19 protein-coding genes are annotated in these 18,599 nt (G+C 49.8%); 4 read left to right on the forward strand and 15 right to left on the reverse strand.

The window, feature by feature from the left end:
• Positions 1-330 precede the first annotated feature (330 nt).
• From panD to OEL90_RS06490, 5 genes are all read right to left on the reverse strand, one after another.
• Positions 331-714 (reverse strand): aspartate 1-decarboxylase, encoded by a 384-nt coding sequence (gene panD / locus OEL90_RS06470; RefSeq protein WP_300687604.1) that lies wholly within the window; start codon positions 712-714, stop codon positions 331-333.
• Position 715: 1 nt separating this feature from the next.
• Positions 716-1,567: a pantoate--beta-alanine ligase gene (gene panC / locus OEL90_RS06475; RefSeq protein WP_300687605.1), complete on the reverse strand. Its 852-nt coding sequence runs from the start codon at positions 1,565-1,567 to the stop codon at positions 716-718.
• A 98-nt stretch (positions 1,568-1,665) separates the two neighbouring features.
• A complete protein-coding gene (panB, locus tag OEL90_RS06480; RefSeq protein ID WP_291403820.1) occupies positions 1,666-2,502 on the reverse strand; it encodes a 3-methyl-2-oxobutanoate hydroxymethyltransferase in 837 nt (278 codons plus the stop codon).
• The gene (locus OEL90_RS06485) at positions 2,492-3,430 is read right to left on the reverse strand and encodes a Rossmann-like and DUF2520 domain-containing protein (protein WP_291403822.1); all 939 of its coding nucleotides are present in this window, start codon (positions 3,428-3,430) and stop codon (positions 2,492-2,494) included. The genes panB and OEL90_RS06485 overlap by 11 nt, the downstream gene beginning before the upstream one ends.
• A 346-nt stretch (positions 3,431-3,776) precedes the next feature.
• Entirely contained in the window at positions 3,777-4,988 is a 1,212-nt protein-coding gene (locus tag OEL90_RS06490; RefSeq protein WP_300687606.1) for an MFS transporter, read from the reverse strand.
• Positions 4,989-5,255: 267 nt separating this feature from the next.
• On the opposite strand from OEL90_RS06490, the gene OEL90_RS06495 reads away from it, so the two are divergent.
• From OEL90_RS06495 to OEL90_RS06505, 3 genes are all read left to right on the forward strand, one after another.
• On the forward strand, positions 5,256-6,047 hold the full coding sequence (locus OEL90_RS06495; protein WP_291403825.1) for a threonine/serine exporter family protein: 792 nt from the start codon (positions 5,256-5,258) through the stop codon (positions 6,045-6,047).
• Entirely contained in the window at positions 6,044-6,490 is a 447-nt protein-coding gene (locus tag OEL90_RS06500) for a threonine/serine exporter family protein (protein WP_291403827.1), read from the forward strand. Before OEL90_RS06495 ends, OEL90_RS06500 begins: the two co-directional genes overlap by 4 nt.
• A gap of 207 nt (positions 6,491-6,697) precedes the next feature.
• Positions 6,698-7,774 (forward strand): NAD(P)H-dependent flavin oxidoreductase, encoded by a 1,077-nt coding sequence (locus tag OEL90_RS06505; RefSeq protein ID WP_300687609.1) that lies wholly within the window; start codon positions 6,698-6,700, stop codon positions 7,772-7,774.
• Between the two features lie 297 nt (positions 7,775-8,071).
• Here OEL90_RS06505 and nspC read toward each other — a convergent pair whose 3' ends face one another.
• Both nspC and OEL90_RS06515 read right to left on the reverse strand, forming a co-directional pair.
• On the reverse strand, positions 8,072-9,271 hold the full coding sequence (nspC, locus tag OEL90_RS06510; RefSeq protein ID WP_300687611.1) for a carboxynorspermidine decarboxylase: 1,200 nt from the start codon (positions 9,269-9,271) through the stop codon (positions 8,072-8,074).
• A complete protein-coding gene (locus OEL90_RS06515; protein ID WP_291403835.1) occupies positions 9,240-10,439 on the reverse strand; it encodes a saccharopine dehydrogenase family protein in 1,200 nt (399 codons plus the stop codon). The genes nspC and OEL90_RS06515 overlap by 32 nt, the downstream gene beginning before the upstream one ends.
• 403 nt (positions 10,440-10,842) lie before the next feature.
• Here OEL90_RS06515 and OEL90_RS06520 point away from each other — a divergent pair, with 403 nt between their 5' ends.
• Entirely contained in the window at positions 10,843-12,087 is a 1,245-nt protein-coding gene (locus tag OEL90_RS06520; protein WP_300687613.1) for an RtcB family protein, read from the forward strand.
• 79 nt (positions 12,088-12,166) lie between these two features.
• Here the strand turns inward: OEL90_RS06520 and OEL90_RS06525 are convergent, their stop codons facing one another.
• From OEL90_RS06525 to OEL90_RS06560, 8 genes are all read right to left on the reverse strand, one after another.
• Positions 12,167-12,325 carry a hypothetical protein gene (locus OEL90_RS06525; RefSeq protein ID WP_291403838.1) on the reverse strand — a complete coding sequence of 53 codons (159 nt, stop codon included), beginning with the start codon at positions 12,323-12,325 and terminating at the stop codon, positions 12,167-12,169.
• Between the two features lie 268 nt (positions 12,326-12,593).
• On the reverse strand, positions 12,594-12,752 hold the full coding sequence (locus tag OEL90_RS06530) for a hypothetical protein (RefSeq protein WP_291403840.1): 159 nt from the start codon (positions 12,750-12,752) through the stop codon (positions 12,594-12,596).
• Positions 12,753-12,785: 33 nt separating this feature from the next.
• Entirely contained in the window at positions 12,786-12,944 is a 159-nt protein-coding gene (locus OEL90_RS06535; RefSeq protein WP_291403842.1) for a hypothetical protein, read from the reverse strand.
• A 696-nt stretch (positions 12,945-13,640) separates the two neighbouring features.
• Positions 13,641-14,360: a class I SAM-dependent methyltransferase gene (locus OEL90_RS06540; protein WP_291403844.1), complete on the reverse strand. Its 720-nt coding sequence runs from the start codon at positions 14,358-14,360 to the stop codon at positions 13,641-13,643.
• A 100-nt stretch (positions 14,361-14,460) separates the two neighbouring features.
• On the reverse strand, positions 14,461-16,098 hold the full coding sequence (locus OEL90_RS06545; protein WP_291403846.1) for a glycosyl hydrolase family 18 protein: 1,638 nt from the start codon (positions 16,096-16,098) through the stop codon (positions 14,461-14,463).
• Positions 16,099-16,116: 18 nt separating this feature from the next.
• The gene (locus tag OEL90_RS06550; RefSeq protein WP_291403847.1) at positions 16,117-16,656 is read right to left on the reverse strand and encodes a chromate transporter; all 540 of its coding nucleotides are present in this window, start codon (positions 16,654-16,656) and stop codon (positions 16,117-16,119) included.
• The gene (locus OEL90_RS06555; RefSeq protein WP_300687617.1) at positions 16,653-17,264 is read right to left on the reverse strand and encodes a chromate transporter; all 612 of its coding nucleotides are present in this window, start codon (positions 17,262-17,264) and stop codon (positions 16,653-16,655) included. The genes OEL90_RS06550 and OEL90_RS06555 overlap by 4 nt, the downstream gene beginning before the upstream one ends.
• 216 nt (positions 17,265-17,480) lie before the next feature.
• Positions 17,481-18,593: an aminopeptidase gene (locus tag OEL90_RS06560; protein ID WP_307730893.1), complete on the reverse strand. Its 1,113-nt coding sequence runs from the start codon at positions 18,591-18,593 to the stop codon at positions 17,481-17,483.
• Positions 18,594-18,599 lie beyond the last annotated feature (6 nt).

Consider the following 18,599-nt stretch of genomic DNA (forward strand, 5'->3'; position numbering starts at 1 on the left):
CTCGCACAACCGACGTGCACCTCGCTCCGCCCACAGCCACACTCCGTGTGGCCGCAGGCTGCGCTTCGGTATCGGGCTGCGCCCTATACAAAGAAAAGTGGTCCCACCCTTCAGCGAGCAAGCTCTCTTCCATGGGCTGTTCCTCTGTTCTGTATTTTACTGCCTCGCACAACCGACGTGCACCTCGCTCCGCCCACAGCCACACTCCGTGTGGCCGCAGGCTGCGCTTCGGTATCGGGCTGCGCCCTATACAAAGAAAAGTGGTCCCACCCTTCAGCGAGCAAGCTCTCCGCCGGATGGAACCACTTTTCTTTGTGCACGTCACAAGCTTCACATAATTTCTCCATGCGTCTCATGATCCGTGATTTCACTGATAGCATTCTTGTCGTTAACAAAGACAACAGAAGGCTTAAAAGTCTTCGCTTCCTCTGCGTCAATCCAGCAATAAGCAATTATGATAACATTATCGCCTACATGGACGTGTCTTGCAGCGGCACCATTCAGACAAATGACACCGGAGCCCGCCTCGCCCTCTATGACATAAGTCTCCAGGCGTGCGCCGTTATTGTTATTGACAATTTGAACCCGCTCACCGGGCAAAATACCGGAAGCGTCGAGCAGCAGCTTATCTATGGTGATACTGCCAACATAATTCAGGTTGGCCTCCGTGACCGTTGCCCTGTGAATTTTTGCTTTGAACATATTGAGCATCATCTTAATTCACCTCAATCTGAAGGTTGTCAATCAACCTTGGTTTTCCTACCTTGACCGCCAGTGCAATCAGGATTTTCCCGGACAAGACCTCTAGCGGCGCCAAGGTCATAGCATCCACAATCTCGATATAGTCGATCACAGCAGAAGACACAGTCCCTATGCGATTCGCTATTGCCCTGCGAACAGCCTCAGCACTTCGTTCTCCCGCCCCAATCAAATCCTTGGCCATGAAGAGGCTTTGAGACAGCACCAGCGCGTCCGTCCGTTCAGACTCGGTCAGGTAGACATTTCGGGAGCTGAGCGCAAGTCCATCGGCTTCTCTCACGATTGGGCACGCCACAATTTCAAGATCGAAATTGAGGTCCAGTCCCATGCGACGGATGACCGCGACTTGCTGGGCATCCTTGATTCCAAAATAAGCGCGATCCGGCGCGACTATATTAAACAATTTGCTGACCACCGTCGCGACGCCGCGAAAATGTCCCGGTCTGCTGGCGCCGCAGAGCCTGCCGGTCAATTCGCCCTCCACATCCACGTAGGTGGCATAGCCGGCCGGATACATGTCTTCCGCCTCAGGCGCGAAGATAAAATCCACACCTTCATGGTCCAGCAGCGCCGAATCCCGCTCAAAGTCACGGGGATAGCTGGCCAGATCCTCATTAGGTCCAAATTGTGTCGGATTCACAAAAATGCTGACGACAACGATGTCATTATTCCGGCGCGCCTCCCGCACCAGGGACAAATGACCTTCGTGCAGGTAGCCCATAGTAGGCACCAGCCCTACAGATTTACCTTCTTTTTTCAGCGCTTTCAGCGTTTGCGTCAAGGCGCGGGGGTTTTTAACCACTTCCATGTTGGCATTCCTCCAATTTACAAGGCCCATCAGACCTGGATTTCAACTTGCTTCAACTTTTGAGAACCGCTGCCATCGGCTAAAAGCCTTTGGCTTTGTTAGTAAAGCTTCTCAAGCACTTCGTCGTCAATGCCGAAGGTGTGCTCCGGCCCCGGAAACGCGCCGCTGTTGATCTCGCGGATATAGGTTTCGGCCGCCGCCTCAATCTGCTCGCCGACGCTGGCGAACTGCTTCACAAACTTCGGCGTAAAGGTCTTGAACATCCCGATCATGTCCTGGATGACCAGCACCTGACCGTCGCAGTCCGGGCCGGCGCCAATGCCAATCGTTGGAATTTCAAGCTTTTCACTGATCACCTTCGCCAGCTTCGCCGGGATGCATTCAAGCACAATTGCGCACGCCCCGGCTTCCTGTACCGCCAGCGCGTCCTCAATCAGCTTTTTCGCCTGATCCAGGCTCTTGCCCTGGACCTTGAACCCGCCAAAGACGTTCACCGACTGCGGCGTCAGACCAATATGCGCGACGACCGGAATCTGCGCCCTGACAATAGCCTTGATGGTCTCCGCCATCTCGACGCCGCCCTCGACCTTCACCGCGTCCGTGAGCGCCTCCCGAACAAAGCGCCCGGCATTCCGGACCGCCTCTTCAATTGTGATGTGATACGAGAGAAACGGCATGTCCGCAATGAGAAAGGCATTTTTCGTCCCTCTCCGCACGGCCTTGGTGTGATGGATCATGTCCTCCATGGTCACCTGCAGCGTATTTTCATAGCCCAGCATGGTCATGCCCAGGGAGTCCCCGACCAGCAAGCTGTCTACGCCGGCATCATCCAGCAGTTTGGCCATGCTGTAATCATAGGCCGTCAGCATGGCGATTTTCTCGCCGCGGGCTTTAAACGCTTTGAAATCTCGGACTGTAAATTTTTTATCTTTCATGCTTAGCGTCCTCCTTTGCGAGCAAGGCCTTAAGCTCGGCCGCTGCCCCAGGATCCTTGGTCAGTTTGTATCTCATTGCCAGTGAGAGCGTTGCCCCGGAAAGGGACTTATAGAGCGCCGCCGCTTCAGGCAAGGCTCCGCTGTCCAGGTCTTCTAGGGCCTCCAAGGCCTCCAGCGCCTCCAGATGCTTAGCCACCGTGGCGACATCCCCTCTGGCGACAGGCCCCGTCAGTGCCTTCTCCGCGCCTGAGCGCGCCACATTGTCCACACTACCGTACACCAGCGGCATCAGCCCTCGTCTGGCCTCTTCCTCAGAGAATCCAACCTGTTCAAACAGCTGAATCGCCGCATCCAACACCGTCACGACAAAATTTGAGGCAAATACCGCCCCGACGTGGTACAGCGCTTTGTTTTCCGCCTCAATCCTTACAAAGCTTATGCCGATGGTCGCCAGCCAACCCTCAAAGCCGCCTCCCAGCATCATTTCCACTGTAAACAATGTGTCGCCAAAAGCATTTCTGGCCTGCTCAATTTCAGACACCGACTGCAGCGGATGCAGAGACGCCGTTTCAAAACCGGCAGCCGCAAGCGGTTCAAGGGCCAAGATACTGTGGGCACCGCTCATATGAACGAAGATAGGATGGCGTTGATCCCCAGGATCGGGCCGCGGGATGTTTTCGGCAAGTTTTGACGCCAGCACCGCTGCCAGGGGCTCTATTTGATCGTCCACGACCGTGAGAAAAATGAGCTCCGAGTTCCGGATTAGTTCTAATGGATCCTGGAAAGCTTTGCTGCCCGTAAGCGCAGCGGCTTCGCAGGCAGAGTCGTAAGTTCTGCTGACATAGCCTGTGATGGTCTCACCCCGGTCCTTCAAAAAAAGACCGAAGGACGTTCCAACCTTGCCTGCGCCTATAATTCCGATCCTCATGAGGACTCTCATCCTTTCTTAAAGTCGAAACTGGGGGTCGATAGGCCAAAAGCCGCTGACACCGAGTTTTTTCTTTGAATCATTCTTACCCAAAAACACAAAAATGACCCGCCCCAGAACAGGACGAGCCGCACGCCAAAAAAGGCGATTGAATCACGATGTCTGTCTCTGGCCGCGCTGGCTCTGAGCAGTTTTGAGGTCTTTCCGGCATTTCTGGTCATTCACAAAGGGTATGGCGCACGAGGGCTGCCATCCAAGGAAATTTTATCACAGAAATTTCGAATGTAAAGTTTTTTCTAAGTCGACGTTTACCTCTTAAACGACTGCTGCAAGGACAACTTTCGACTTAAAGCGCGTTTCTTCTGTTCTTCTCAGGGCTGAACCACACGTAAAACCCTATCATGAGCAACGCTGACAGCAGTGCCATACCTGCACCAAAATAAAACGGCGCCTGATTGTCCACGCGGTCATAGAGAAGACCCGCGATCAGACTGGCCGGCAGCAGCGTGATCCCAACCAGACTGTTGTAAAGTCCCAGACCAGTCCCGCGTACGTCTTGTCTGACAAGATCTGAGACCAGCGCCTTTTGTGTCCCATCCGTTAAGGCGCTATACAGTCCATAGAGCGCAAAAAGCATTACGACCGAAGGAAGTTTGACCACCTGGCCAAATCCAAAATAAATCCCCGCATAAAGCAAATAACCGGCAATAATCAAACGCTCTCTGCCGATCCGGTCTGAGAGCATCCCGGCCGGTACCGAAAAGAGCACCGATACGCTGTTAAAGACGAGATAGAGCATTGGGATCCACGCCGCCCGCACACCCAGATCGCCCGCTTTGACGAGAAGCAGAGCATCCGTTGAATTTCCAAGAGTGAATAGGAACACAATTCCCAAAAACGCGTAATAGCGACCCGAAAAATCCCGAAGTTGGATCTTTCCCAGCGTATGCGCTTCCGTCTGCTTTCTCTCCTTGACGAAGACCAGAATAGAGACAACGCCAAAGGCCGCTGGAATTGCGGCGAATATGAAGACTTTACGATAATCCCCTGGAAACAGAAGCAGCACCCCTGCCGCAAGAAGCGGACCAAGGATCGCGCCGCTGTTGTCCATGGCTTTGTGAAAGCCGAAGCCCTTTCCCCTCCCGCCTTCTTCTGTTGAGGCTGCGATCAGACTATCTCTCGGGGCAGTGCGAATGCCCTTGCCAACACGTTCGGCAAAGCGGATGCCAAGCACTTGAACAGGTGAGGCTGCAAAGGCGAAAAGCGGGGATAAGATCGCAGTCAGCAAATAACCCACAAACATAAAGGGTTTGTTTTTTCTGATTTTGTCACTCCACCAGCCTGACAGCGCTTTCAGGACAGACGCAGTGCTCTCTGCGATCCCTTCAATAAGCGACAATTCGGTTTTGGTGGCGCCCAAGGACAGCAAGAACAGCGGCATGACCGCATAGATCATCTTGGTTGTCGTATCCGTAAGAAAGCTGGTGAGTCCAATAAAAAAGATGTTTCTTTCAAGACCAAAGATGCGCTTTTGCTTCGGTGAGGGATTGGGAACCATCGGCCAAACCGCCTTTCTTGAAATGACTTGTGCTGTTAACTGACTATTGCATCCGCTAAACCAATCATGACATAATGGGGTTAACGCAGTGGTGTTTGGAGTCTGCCATGCGGGCCTTCCGGATGTCGATCTGATAACTACAGTTTATCACACTTCGAACCCTGGTACATACTGGCGCAGCGCCTCAAACAAAGCAGCTCAGAAGTTTCAAAAGAGGCGGCGCTAAAACACGAACATATTAAAAAATTTTCTGAGGAGGTGCCCGCTTTGGAACGTTATGAAATTAATGAGTTGCTTCTTTTTGCTTCTTTGGCGGGTCGAGTCCTGCTTGAGAACGGTGCGGAGACCTACCGGGCTGAAAGTACCGTTGAACATATTCTCAGCTCTCGGGGGGTCAGCAATGTACAGGCATTCGTGATTCCTACGGCCATCTTTTTATCGATCGAATATGAGAATGAGCTTTATAGCCACATAGAAAGAAATAAGCGCATCGGGATTGACCTGATGAGAATCACCAGGGTGAATGAGTTAAGCCGGGAGTTCTCAGCCAGCGACATGACAGTTGCCGAAGCTAAGATCAAGCTGAACGACATTAAAAAATCCTCACAGTATAATTTGTGGACCAGACTTTTGTTCGCTGGAGTAGGCAGCAGCTTCTTCACTCTGATGTATAATGGCGGGCTGATCGAGTTTGGAGGCGCTATGATCGCTTCTGTCATCACAACCGCGGTCACGGAGTTCCTTTTCGCCCTCGACGCGAGCCTGTTTATGCGCAATATCTTCGGCGGTGTAGTTGCAGCGGCCGCGTCTATCGCGTTTTCGGTGTTATGCGTCCTTCTGGGGATTCAGGTGGATATGAACATCATAATCATTGGCGCCATCATGACCATGGTTCCGGGTGTCGCCATCACGAACGCCGTCAGAGATTCCATTTCCGGTGACTACGTTTCAGGGATGTCGCGAACCTCCGAGGCCATTGTCATTTCGGTCGCTCTGGTCCTGGGTGTCGCCGTCACGCTGAACGCAGCGAGATTACTGCTTGGGGGGTTGATGCCATGACACTGTTCACCAGCGGTTTGACTTCCTTCCTGGCCACCTTGGGCTTCGCGGTCATCTTCAACATTCCGAGGCGGCATCTCATCACAGCCAGCTTAAACGGGGCGCTGGGCTGGATGCTTTATACGCTCATCATGCAGCTCGGCGGCACCACCATTATCGCAAACTTTGCGGGCGCAGTCACTGTTGGTCTGATTGGTGAACTCCTCGCAAACCATTTCCGGAAACCCGCCACCATCTTCATCATTCCGGGCATCATCCCTTTCGTGCCCGGGTATGGGATTTTCTACACTATGGAGTCGATCATGCTGCAGAATTTCACCGAAGCAGTTTCCAAAGGCTCAGAGTCGTTCATGATTGCGGTCGCTATCGCCAGTGGGCTTATTGTCTCCTCCACATTGGGTAAATATGTCAGAACTTATGCACGCCGGAGAAAAACATCATGAAGCTCCAGAAAAATGTGGCCGGATCACCCGTGGAAACCTTGATCATTAAAGGTTCCCACGGGTTTTATTTTCCGATTTATTACCAGATACTAATATCTATCATTGACTTTTAGCGACTTTTATCCTATATTTAGAGTTGGAAACTGAAATCGTCTACATGTAGGGTCGGCAACCGCTGGTCCTTTTTTTATAAGGAGTGTGATTGTATTGAATCTGCCAACCCTGAAAATTGGGGATCTCGAAGCACGCCTGCCTGTAATTCAGGGCGGTATGGGCATTGGCGTTTCCATGTCCAGACTGGCGGCTGCCGTCGCGAACGCAGGAGGCGTCGGTGTTATTTCCGGTGCGCAGCCCGGGTTCAAAGAGCCTGATTTTTGGACTAACCCTTTGGAAGCTAACCTAAGAGGGATTCGCAACGAAATCAGAAAAGCAAGAGAACTGAGCCCACACGGGATCATCGGCATCAACTTCCTGACAGCAACACGAGAGTATACAGATTTTGTAAAGGAAGCCGTCAAAGAAGGCATTGATCTCGTTATTTCCGGCGCGGGCCTGCCTAAGAACCTCCCTGAGTTTGTTCAGGGCACAAAAACCAAGTTTGCGCCCATTGTCTCCTCCGGCAAAGCCGCAGAGACGCTGCTCAAACTTTGGGACAGACGCTATCAGGTCGTTCCGGACGCCATCATCGTGGAAGGCCCTCTCGCAGGCGGTCACCTCGGCTTCTCCCGGGAAGAACTGGAAGGCACTGCCAAAGACCTCTACACTCTGGTTGATGAAGTAATGGCAGCCGTTAAATCCTTTGCGGACCGTTATCAAAAACCAATTCCGGTCATCGCCGCAGGCGGCATTTTCAGTGGCGCCGACATTAAAAAGGCCTTGGATATTGGCGCTGCCGGCGTTCAGATTTCCACGCGATTCGTCGCCACGGAAGAATGTGACGCAGACGACGCCTTTAAGCAGATGTACTTGGACGCTACTGAAGAAGACGTGGTCATTATTCAGAGCCCCGTAGGACTCCCCGGCCGCGCGATCCGCAACGACATGACACGCAGCCTTGAAGCCGGACGCATTCCTGTCACAGCCTGCACCCGCTGCCTCAGTCACTGCGATCCCGGCACTACGCCATTCTGCATCACCAAAAAACTGATTGAAGCCGTCACAGGCGAAGTCGATAAAGGGCTGGTCTTCGCAGGACACAACGCCTTCATGCTGGATAAGATCTCGACGGTTCAGACCGTCATGGATGAGCTCGTCTCAGAGTATGAAGAGGCTTGTCAGGCATAGCACCCAGTGTCAAACAACAGATAATCCAAACCTCTATGCTAACAAAGAGAAGGAGAAATGGTTCACAATACCATTTTCCTTCTCTTTTTTCATTCGTTTTCTGGTATGATGGTTGAGATAAAACAGCCTGACCTCGTTGGCACCGGCGTCATCTGGGCGTTATACAACTTCCTCGCCCGAAACATCGTCAGAAATTCACTTTCAGCAACACAAAAAGCGTTCTCTTCCCGGCCAACACACCCGCCGAAAAGAGAACGCTTTATTTATTGATTTAATTCTTTCCAGCCGCCCGGGCTACTAAAGTCGTGATACGTAGTCCTCGAACCCAAAGGTCCTGTGAACCCTGATCCCGTCAGTCTCATTGTAAGACGCAATGGACGGCAGGTTGACGCCATTAAACGTGTTGTTCTTGACCATGGTGTAATGCGCCATGTCCATAAAGACCAGCCTGTCTCCAGGTTTCAGCGGCGCATCAAAAGAATAATCCCCAATCACGTCGCCGGACAGGCAGGTATTGCCGCCCAAACGGTACGTGAAAGGCTTCTCCCCCGGTTTACCCGCGCCAATGATATTCGGGCGATACGGCATCTCAAGAACATCCGGCATATGGCACGCTGCCGAAGCATCGAGAATGGCCAAATCCATACCGTTCTTGGTGACGTCCAGCACCGTGGAGACCAGATAGCCCGTATTGAGGGCAATGGCCTCTCCAGGCTCAAGATAAATCTTGAGGTTGTATTTGTTTTTCATAAACAGGATAGACTCCACCAGGGACTCAATGTCGTAGTCCTCGCGGGTGATGTGATGCCCCCCGCCAAAATTGAGCCATTTCATCTGCGACAGGTAAGGCCCGAACTTCTCATCCACAACTGGAATAGTTCTGGCGAGGGCGTCCGAATTTTGCTCGCAAAGCGTATGGAAATGAAGCCCATCAATGCCTTCCAGCATCTCAGGATGGAAATTGTCTAGAGTAATGCCCATCCGGGAGTTTGGCGCGCACGGATTGTAAAGCTCTACTTCAATTTCAGAGTACTCCGGGTTGACGCGAAGACCACATTCAATCTTCTTGCCAGGGTAGGCTTTCACTCTGTCCCGGTATTTCTCCCATTGAACGAAGGAGTTGAAGACCAGATGGTCGCAATACCCCATCAGTTCTTCGAATTCATGTTCAATGAAAGCCGGCGCATAAGCGTGGACTTCCTTGCCCATGTACTCATGGCCAAGGCGCGCTTCATGAAGCGAGCTGGCTGTGATCCCTGCCAAGTATTCCCCGACAACGGGCAGCATGGACGCCATGGAGAAGCCTTTCAGCGCCAGAAGAATTGAAGCGCCAGTGCGCTTTTGCACTGAATCCAGAATCTCCAGATTTCTTCTGAGAAGCCGCTCATCCACCACGTAACACGGACTTGGAACGCTGTTAAAATCAATATTTTTCAATCTCTGCACCTCTGTCAGTCTGTCAAGATCAGTCGAGCAGGACCGGCTCAAAGCTTTCATGCCATGGCAGCCCCTGCTTATTGAGCTCTTCCATGAACGGATCCGGATCGAACTCTTCGACGTTGTAGACGCCCGGCTTCTTCCAAAGCCCTTTCAGAATCATCATGGCACCGATCATGGCAGGAACGCCTGTTGTATAGGAAATGGCCTGTGAGCCGACTTCCTTGTAAGCTTCCTGGTGGTCGCACATGTTGTAGACATAGTACGTACGCGGCTGACCATCTTTGACGCCTTGAATGACGCAGCCGATGTTCGTCTTGCCCTTCGTTCTTGGTCCAAGGGACGCAGGGTCCGGAAGGAGCGCCTTCAGGAATTGAAGCGGCACAATCTCTCTGCCTTCATACATCATAGGCTCAATAGACGTCATGCCGACATTTTCAAGAACCTTGAGGTGAGTCAGGTAGTTTTGTGAGAACGTCATCCAGAAACGGATCTTCTTGATGCCCTTGATATTGAGTGCAAGGGATTCAAGTTCCTCATGATAAAGGAGATAGATGTCCTTTTCCCCAATGCCGTCAAAGTTGTAAACCTTCTTGACGGAGAGCGGCGGCGTCTCGATGAACTCGCCCTTCTCCCAATAACGCCCATTCGCTGTGATTTCGCGGATATTGATCTCCGGATTGAAGTTCGTGGCAAATGGATAGCCGTGGTCTCCGCCGTTTGCATCCAGAATATCAATAGTATGAATCTCGTCAAAGTAATGCTTCTGAGCGTAAGCGCAGAAGACGCCGGAAACGCCCGGATCAAAGCCGCTGCCGAGCAGTGCAGTGATTCCAGCCTTTTCAAAACGCTCTCTGTAAGCCCACTGCCATTTATATTCGAATTTCGCCGTATCGAGCGGCTCATAGTTCGCTGTATCCAGGTAGTCGACGCCCGTAGCGAGACATGCGTCCATGATGGTCAGATCCTGGTACGGCAGTGCAACGTTGATAACAATATCCGGACCGAACTGTTTAATAAGCTCAATCACTTCTTCAGTTTTATCCGCGTCAACTTGAGCCGTCTGGATTTTGGTCTTTCCGCCGTCGAGCTTCTCTTTTAAAGCGTCGCATTTCGACTTCGTTCTGCTTGCTATGCAGATTTCCTCGAATACGTCAGGGTTTTGACAACATTTGTGAACAACGACTTGGGCGACACCACCAGCTCCGATGATAAGGGCCTTGGCCATTTTTCAACCTCCTTTGAATAGTTAATCTTCCGGGACAATTATAGTAAAAACTTCACTATAAGTCGAGTGTTTTTGCTTTTTATTAAACGACTTGAAGTGAAAAAATTTACACCCGACCGCTGCCTATGCCAGAAATCAGCAATAACAGTGACAAAGACGGACGCATAGTTGATTATACCCCGTATAAACCCAATTAAATCGCGAATGCTCAAGTCCCCTCCTGTAAGCGCTCACCGCCAGGGACAGCTCATTGCCCGATACAGCCGTATTTGTGGCTTTCTTACAGAAGGTCAGGGATCAGAAATCCCCGAAGATTCTCATCAGCGCATCCATTCAGACCTTCATGCGTTGGTTGTGATAAGATTAGAGGAAAGATCTCTCGCATTCCCAAAGGAGGCATATCATGTTCACCCTTTTTGACCCCAGCCGCCAAAAACTTCCAATAAAAGTCTGGCTCGAAAATGCCGCAGAATTGGAACCCGTCTGTCTGGAACAGGCCAGAAATCTTTCAAACCTGCCCTTTGCCCACGGCTGGATAGCCCTAATGCCTGATACCCACAGCGGCTATGGCATGCCTATTGGCGGCGTACTGGCAACGCAGGAGGTCATCCTTCCGAATGCGGTCGGCGTCGATATAGGCTGTGGTGTAGTATTTGAACAAACCTCCGTCAAAGTTGCCGAGGTTTTTAAGGACACCGCAGGCACTCGTCTTTTGGAAGTCATCGTCAACGAAATCCTGCGGGCGATCCCTACAGGCTTTGAACATCATAAGCAAAAACAACCTTGTCAGGCTGCGAACCGATTTGAGAAAATCCTCTCAGGTATTAAACTCCAAGTATTTGAGCAGGCTTTAGTTCAGGAGCTGGAGCGGGCATGTTTTCAGGTCGGGACTTTAGGCGGAGGCAACCACTTTATTGAGCTTCAGGAAGATGATGAGGGCTATCTTTGCCTAATGGTTCATTCGGGTTCCAGAAATGTGGGACATACGTTATGTACCCATTTCAACACACTGGCAAAATCCCTGAGCGGCCGCTTGCAGCCGTCGATCCCCTCAAAGTGGGATCTGGCCTATCTCCCTGTTGACAGTCCGGAAGGTCAGGCTTACATCCGCTGGATGCAGTTTGCCCTGGACTTCGCCCACGAAAACCGCGAAGTCATGATGGAACGGGTCAGAAGCATTGTCAGCCAGGCACTGGCAACCCGAATGGAGGGGAATGCTCCGGAGATTCTGGCACACCATCATTGTCATCATAATTACGCCAGTTATGAACGCCATGATGATCAAATGCTCTGGGTTCACCGGAAAGGTGCTATTCGAGTTATGAAGGATGAAACAGGCATAATCCCCGGTGCCATGGGCAGCTTTTCCTATCTGGTGCGCGGAAAAGGAAGCATGGAAAGCTTTAACTCATGTTCTCACGGCGCCGGACGCAAGATGAGCCGTCATGAAGCCAAGAAGCGATATTCTCTACAGGAGACGCTGAAAGATTTAGAGCACCAAAAAGTTGTCCTCGGAAAAATCAAAAAAGGGGATCTCAGCGAAGAGTCCAGACTGGCTTACAAAGACATAACCGTAGTGATCAGCAACGAACTCGATCTGATCGAACCCGTCAAGAGAATGAAAACCCTGGCCGTAATCAAAGGCTAATCTTTTTCAAAAAACACTAAACGCCTTTGTCATGTTAAGTGACAAAGGCGTTTAACTTCTGGGGCCGGATTGGCTCATTTTAGTTTTCCATCTCCTTATAACCGTAGAGACCAGCATAATCGTTGTCGATGTCGTGATCGCATGAGTCACAAACACCAAAACGGTTGACTTTCTTTTCATCTCCACAGCGCTTGCAAGTTTCTACTTTCCATTGATCTTTGCTGATGTACTTCTCCATATTGTTTTCCTCCCTTATTGAATAATTGTATACAATTATTCTCTTTGTGATTATTATATGTGGTAATCTTTCATTTTTCAACCCCTTTTTTAGGCAAAAGCTCAATTTTTCTATGTTTTTTTGCAAATACATAACGTTAAACTTGCATTTTTTATCCTAAAAAGAATCTTGTTTTGCAGGAGATACATTTTATAAAATAAAAAAATGCGCCCCGGTCGACTTTTATTTCGACGAGGGCGCTCAGTTTCTGGGCTCAGGCTGAATCATCTTAGTTTTCCATCTCCTTGTAACCGTAGAGACCAGCATAATCATTATCGATTTCGTGCTCACATGAATCACAAACTCCAAAACGATTGACTTTCTTCTCATCTCCGCAGCGCTTGCAGGTTTCTACTGTCCATTGATCTTTGCTTATATACTTCTCCATAATATTTTCCTCCTAATTATTAATTATGATCTCTTAGTTTTCCATCTCTTTGTAGCCGTAGATCCCTGCATAATCGTTATCTATTTCATGATCGCACGTTTCGCATACACCGAAGCGGTTTACTTTCTTTTCATCTCCACAGCGTTTGCATACTTCCACATTCCATTGATCTTTGCTTAAGTATTTGTCCATAATATCCTCCTTAAGTTTTTTATGTATCGCTTAACCTCTTGTGATTATTATAAGAGATGATCTTTCATTTTGCAATACCTTTTTTCATATCTTTTTATATTTTTTATCTTTTTCTGCAAGTTTTCATTTTGTAACTTTCATTTTATAAAAATAAATGAAATATATTTTTCTATTATCTAAACAAAGATTGCCGACAAGTCATTCTTGATTAAGTTTTATTATTCACAATTATGACTGTTTATACTCACCCTGTTTTCCTGCGTCTCTTAAACCCTTGCATTCACCGGCTTACAAGCCATTCGTCCCTTTATGGCGAACCGCTTCTTTTCGAAATCAAATCAATTCAGACTTGAATCCATTTCCGGATATGAATCCCAACCTGCATATTCCTGCAAACCAAGCTATTTTTTAGCTGACCGTCCTGCAGCCGCTTTATAAATCTCATTAATAAATTCCGAGCTATTAATGAATATTATAGTCACCCAACTTTCATTTTACAACCCCTTTTTTCTCTATTTTAGCCATTTTGTAATGTTTTTTTACAAGTACAAAACCGAAATCCTGCATTTTCATTTCATTTTTGCAAGTTCGCAACCCACGACATATATTTTATAAAATAAAACGCCGCCTTCGAAACCGAAGGCGGCAACTGCATAACTTGTATAGTTATTTAATTCTATCACTTTCAGCCCAATTTCATCGAGTTGCAACAGCGACTATGGCAGGACTCTCTAAGGTGTACTCCGATCCGTCAAAACTGCCAAAGAGTTTGATACTCCTGAATCCAGCCGCTTCGAGGGCGCGAACAAGATCCTTTGAGACAATCGGCAGCAGAATCGTCGAGGCTTCAAGTTTTCCTTCACCTTCAATTTCCAGCCGCCCGTTAAAGACAATACGCGAGTCTTTAATTTCATAAGACCTGTGGAATCGCATGCGGCCTTCCTGGCGGTCAATCAACGGCAGCGAGAGTTCATTGCGATCGAGTACGCGATCATAATTGACCGTTTGAATGACAATAGAGCCCCCGTCATTCAATTTTTCGTAGCAATCCTTCATCAGTTGACCGACCTCGTCCAACGTATCCAGATGAACTATTGTGTTTCCTATAGAATAAATCAAGTCAAAAGCACCGACATTCAGACCCGACAAGCGTCGCATATCATAAACCAACGCTCTGGGAGGCTTATCATCATTTTCCGTTTTCGAGACCAGCTGCTCGACCATAGGCGAGTCGGTGTCAAACGCACAGACATCATATCCAAGTCTTGAGAGGGGAATCGCATAAGTACCCGTTGCACAGCCCACATCCAGCACCCGGCCACGCTCAGGCAGCATGCTTTTTAGGTAAGTTAAATGCTTCTCATTGGTAGGGAAGATCACATCATAATATCGTCCAAGCATCTCATAAAAGTCCACAGGATCACCTCATCCAATTCTTCATCAGGGCGTCAGCCCAGTCGTCGTTCATTACTGCCGTGATTTCAGTCGCGTGTCGTTGACCTTCTTATTATACCCTTCATCGGCTTTTAATAATCTCCCATACCTCTTCACTTGCAAAATCCACAGACCAAAAACCCAGCCCCGGAAGATTGTATTGTTCCATTAAATCAAGCCTCATCCTCAAAGAGGTTTCATCTTCCAGCCAAACTTTAAATTTTGATGAGCCATCGAGATATTCCACTACGTTCTGACCCGTCTTCGGATCATACACCGGCGTTAAATTTTTATCCTTCAGCCAGTCCTCCGACCTCAGGTAACTCAAGGTTGAAGAGCTCACCTTCTTCGAAGTGCCCGCCTCTTCCCAAACACGGGTGTACAGCGGCATGCCCAGGATCAGCTTCTCCCGCGGGATCAGCGCCAGACTTTTTTCAATGCCCGTCACGACCCAGTCGCGGGAAGCCACAGAACCCGCCTTTGAGCTGGACGCCCAGTGTTCGTCGTAAGCCATCAAGAACATATAATCGACCACGCCGGACAGCGCCTCGCGGTCGTAGACCTTGGACCATTGGTCGCTCCCTTCCGGTACAGTGACGTCAACGGAAACCCACTTCCCTACCCGCTTGAGTGCATCAGACAGTTTTTCCACATAGGCCGTGAAATGGTCCTGATCCTTCAGATACATATTTTCAAAGTCAATGTTGATCCCATCCAGCCCGAATGCCACCGAATAGGCTACCACATGCGCAATGGTCCGATCCGTCAAAGCTTCACTCCGCATCATTTCAGACGTCCACGCCGGACTGAAATGATTGGCATACAGTCCCCAGACCTGCCAGCCCGCCTCTTGGGCACTGAGAACATAAGCCATATCTGACAGATTCAGCACAATGCCGTCGACATTCAGGTCGAACCAGGTCGGCATGATCACATTGCCGACACCGGAACCATCGGCCGCATTGAAGTTGAAATTGTGGTCATAGCGGTGTACCTGGTCCCAGGCCGCAACGATTCTTTCAGGCATCGTTCGGTCACCTGGCGGCACCACCTGTGGCAGAACATTCGCCTCCATAACGCTCGCTGCCATAGCGGCATCGACAAGCCCAATTCGTCCGTCCGGATGAAACACACTTAAACGCCCGTCATCAGACTTCACAGCGGTCAGGTACTTGTCCGACGTAAGTTCAAAGGTTTTCACGCCATCCAGAGTCGCAAAGGTTTTCTTCGCCATCTTCACATTTACCACTTCAGCGCGATGAGTCACAATGTTGATAATCCCCGTTTCGAGATTGCGGGTCCAGTACATCCGGAACAGCCGCGACAACGCTTCGAGCTCGACGTAGTTCTGATCTTCCACCGCATAGATTGGAAGACTCAGTGTCTCCAGGGATTTGCCCAGAAAAATGTCCGTCGCCGGATCCCCCGACTTGAACCCGAGCGCGTCAAATTTCATGTAAAGGCGTTCGCCGGAGGGGCTGACATAAGCACCCTCATCCAGCCAGCCCTGCACGATTCTAATATCCAGGAACAGCCGTCCCTCATGCTCCAAGTAGGTCATGCCGCTCGGAATGACTTGATCGTCCACCGTCACAAGGGAACGATAGAACGTCTCCGCATAGCGTCCGGAAAGCTCATTGTATTTGAAATACCAGTAACCCGCTGCCGAGGATGACACCAAGAGCAGCAAGATCATAATCACCATCACCCAACGTTTCATACACCACGCCTCCAACACTTAGCCCATCAGTCCGTAAAACACGGCCCCGAGCAGCCCTGAAATGCCCATCACCCACGTGACTTTGACCTTCAAACGAGTCAACAGCAGAAAAGCTATTACGCCGATGGTCACAGAACGCCAATCCCAGTCCACCGTCATTCCCGTTGAAACCGCCGCGCTGAGAATCAGCGCGATCACAATGGGCCGAAGGGCGCCGAAAACACTTCGAATCAGGCGGTGCTCTCTGTAGGGATAGAGCCGCCCTGCCAGCAGAACCGACAAGGTGATGCAGGCTACGACCACCGAAATGGTTGCGGCCACGGATCCAGGCAGGCCGCCCATTTTATAGCCGACATAAGTCGAGGTATTGATGGCGACCGGCCCCGGTGTGACCTGTGAGATGGATAAAATATTAAGAAATTCACGATCTGTCAGCCAGTGGTGGATTCCGACTACCTCATGCCGGATCACAGGCAGGATGGCGTATCCACCGCCAAAGCTGAAGGCGCCAATTTTTAAAAAAGTCAGCGTCATTTGCAAAATCAGAGGCAGGTTCATTTGCTGTCCCCCCTGTCTTCAACACCCAGGACACCGCCATGGCTTTCGGCAGTGCTTACAACAGCAGGCGCGCTGTCAAAAGGCTGAAATATGCGGTTGAAAAACAGTCCCACAGCTATCCCGCCGGCGATGACGAGAATTGGATGAACGCCGACAACAATCAGCAAAACGGCAGCAAGACCGAATATAACCTTGTTCTGCTTTGTCCACCATACCTTTTTTCCAAGCCGGTAGGCCGAGATCAGGATCATAACCGCTATGGCAGGCATCAGCCCGCTGAAGATCGGTTCGATCTTGTCAGCGATGTTCGCTTTAATCAACAAGTGCGCTATGATCACAATGATCAGAAAAGACGGCAGAATAACGCCCAGGGAGGCCATGAGCGCGCCACGCAGATTTCTGAGTCTGTATCCAATAAAAGCAGCCATATTGACGGCGATTGGACCCGGAAGGCTCTGAGCGACACTGATGATATCCAGAATCTCTTCATCTGTCATCCATGCCTTTTTCCGGACGATTTCCTCCTCGATCAGGGGGATCATGGCATAACCGCCGCCAAAGGTGAATAATCCAATTTTAAAAAATGTCGTCAGCAGCGATTTATACATTTTGACCCTCCGAAAGACACGCTATGAACAATCTTAAATCTTATTGTATCATATCCAACCATCGGCGTGGGCTGGAAGTTGAAACCCAGCGAAGTGGAAATTGGTGTCAGGCACCTTCTTCCATCTATTTTCACCAGCTATTTCCACAATAAACCAAAAACGGATGCCCCGTTAACCAGAGCATCCGTCATATGATTCGTTACCGCGTGACAAAATTTACTTCAAATTCTCAGGATTCAGCACTTCCAAATCCGCTGCAATGAAACGGCCATCTTTGCGAACCAGCTCGCCGTCGAAATACATTTCCCCGCCGCCATATTCAGGGGTTTGAATGCAGACCAAATCCCAGTGAATGGCGGAGGCATTGCCGTTGGAGGCGTCCTCATAAGCCCTGCCCGGTGTAAAGTGGAAGCTGCCCATGATCTTTTCGTCAAACAGCGTATCTTTCATAGGTTTGAGGATATACGGATTGACCCCGATCGCGAATTCTCCCACATAGCGGGCGCCTTCATCCGTATCGAAGACCTGATTGATTTTTTCGGTGTCGTTGGCGGTCGCCTCGACAATTTTCCCGTTTTCAAATCTTAGGACAATGTTTTCATAAGTGAAGCCGTTGTACACCGCAGGACAATTGTAGGATATGACGCCGTTGACTGAGTCTTTTACAGGTGCCGTAAAGACCTCGCCGTCCGGAATGTTATTTTCGCCGGCACATTTGATAACAGGGATTTCGCCTATAGAAAATGACAAATCCGTCCCCTGCCCTGCAATTCTGATCTCACGGGTCTTATCAAGCCGTTCAACCAAAGCATCCATCGCTTTAGACATCTTCCCATAATCGAGATTGCAGACGTCGAAATAAAATGCTTCGAATTGCTCCAGGCTCGTTGAGGCGAGTTGGGCCATTGAGCTGTTCGGATAACGCAGTACGACCCATTTGGTATTATTGACGCGTTCATTGGTCAGATTTGAGAGATATTTTTCCATATAGAGGCGCATTTTCGCACTCGGCACATCTGCCATTTCATTCACGTTGTCCGAGCCGGAGATCCCAATATAGGCATCCATCTGGCGCATTTTATAGAGATCGACCTCTTCCCAAAGTTTGTAGAGCGTTTCGTCGCCCTGCATGACTATCTCACGGGTGAGCACAGGATCCTTGAGTTCCACAAAAGGATGTCCGCCTGCTGCGTAAACCTCTCGAACCAAGGCTCTGACCAAAGGCTTTGGACTTTCTCCTACGCTTTGGATCATCACCTTTTCTCCAGGTTGTACCTTGCAGGAATACTGCACAAGATTTTTGGCCAGTTGATCAATTCTGGGATCCATAATATC

The sequence above is a fragment of the Acidaminobacter sp. genome (genome assembly GCF_030247605.1).
Classification (GTDB): domain Bacteria; phylum Bacillota; class Clostridia; order Peptostreptococcales; family Acidaminobacteraceae; genus Acidaminobacter.

Coding starts and splice junctions, on each gene's coding strand:
- panB (WP_291403820.1), bottom strand. CDS start 2,502: ATGAAAGATAAAAAATTTACAGTCCGAGATTTCAAAGCGTTTAAAGCC.
- OEL90_RS06485 (WP_291403822.1), bottom strand. CDS start 3,430: ATGAGGATCGGAATTATAGGCGCAGGCAAGGTTGGAACGTCCTTCGGT.
- OEL90_RS06555 (WP_300687617.1), bottom strand. CDS start 17,264: ATGTATAAATCGCTGCTGACGACATTTTTTAAAATTGGATTATTCACC.
- OEL90_RS06490 (WP_300687606.1), bottom strand. CDS start 4,988: ATGGTTCCCAATCCCTCACCGAAGCAAAAGCGCATCTTTGGTCTTGAA.
- OEL90_RS06515 (WP_291403835.1), bottom strand. CDS start 10,439: ATGGCCAAGGCCCTTATCATCGGAGCTGGTGGTGTCGCCCAAGTCGTT.
- OEL90_RS06560 (WP_307730893.1), bottom strand. CDS start 18,593: ATGGATCCCAGAATTGATCAACTGGCCAAAAATCTTGTGCAGTATTCC.
- OEL90_RS06530 (WP_291403840.1), bottom strand. CDS start 12,752: ATGGAGAAGTATATAAGCAAAGATCAATGGACAGTAGAAACCTGCAAG.
- panC (WP_300687605.1), bottom strand. CDS start 1,567: ATGGAAGTGGTTAAAAACCCCCGCGCCTTGACGCAAACGCTGAAAGCG.
- OEL90_RS06525 (WP_291403838.1), bottom strand. CDS start 12,325: ATGGAGAAGTACATCAGCAAAGATCAATGGAAAGTAGAAACTTGCAAG.
- OEL90_RS06535 (WP_291403842.1), bottom strand. CDS start 12,944: ATGGACAAATACTTAAGCAAAGATCAATGGAATGTGGAAGTATGCAAA.
- OEL90_RS06545 (WP_291403846.1), bottom strand. CDS start 16,098: ATGAAACGTTGGGTGATGGTGATTATGATCTTGCTGCTCTTGGTGTCA.
- OEL90_RS06550 (WP_291403847.1), bottom strand. CDS start 16,656: ATGAACCTGCCTCTGATTTTGCAAATGACGCTGACTTTTTTAAAAATT.
- nspC (WP_300687611.1), bottom strand. CDS start 9,271: ATGAAAGCTTTGAGCCGGTCCTGCTCGACTGATCTTGACAGACTGACA.
- OEL90_RS06500 (WP_291403827.1), top strand. CDS start 6,044: ATGACACTGTTCACCAGCGGTTTGACTTCCTTCCTGGCCACCTTGGGC.
- panD (WP_300687604.1), bottom strand. CDS start 714: ATGATGCTCAATATGTTCAAAGCAAAAATTCACAGGGCAACGGTCACG.
- OEL90_RS06520 (WP_300687613.1), top strand. CDS start 10,843: ATGTTCACCCTTTTTGACCCCAGCCGCCAAAAACTTCCAATAAAAGTC.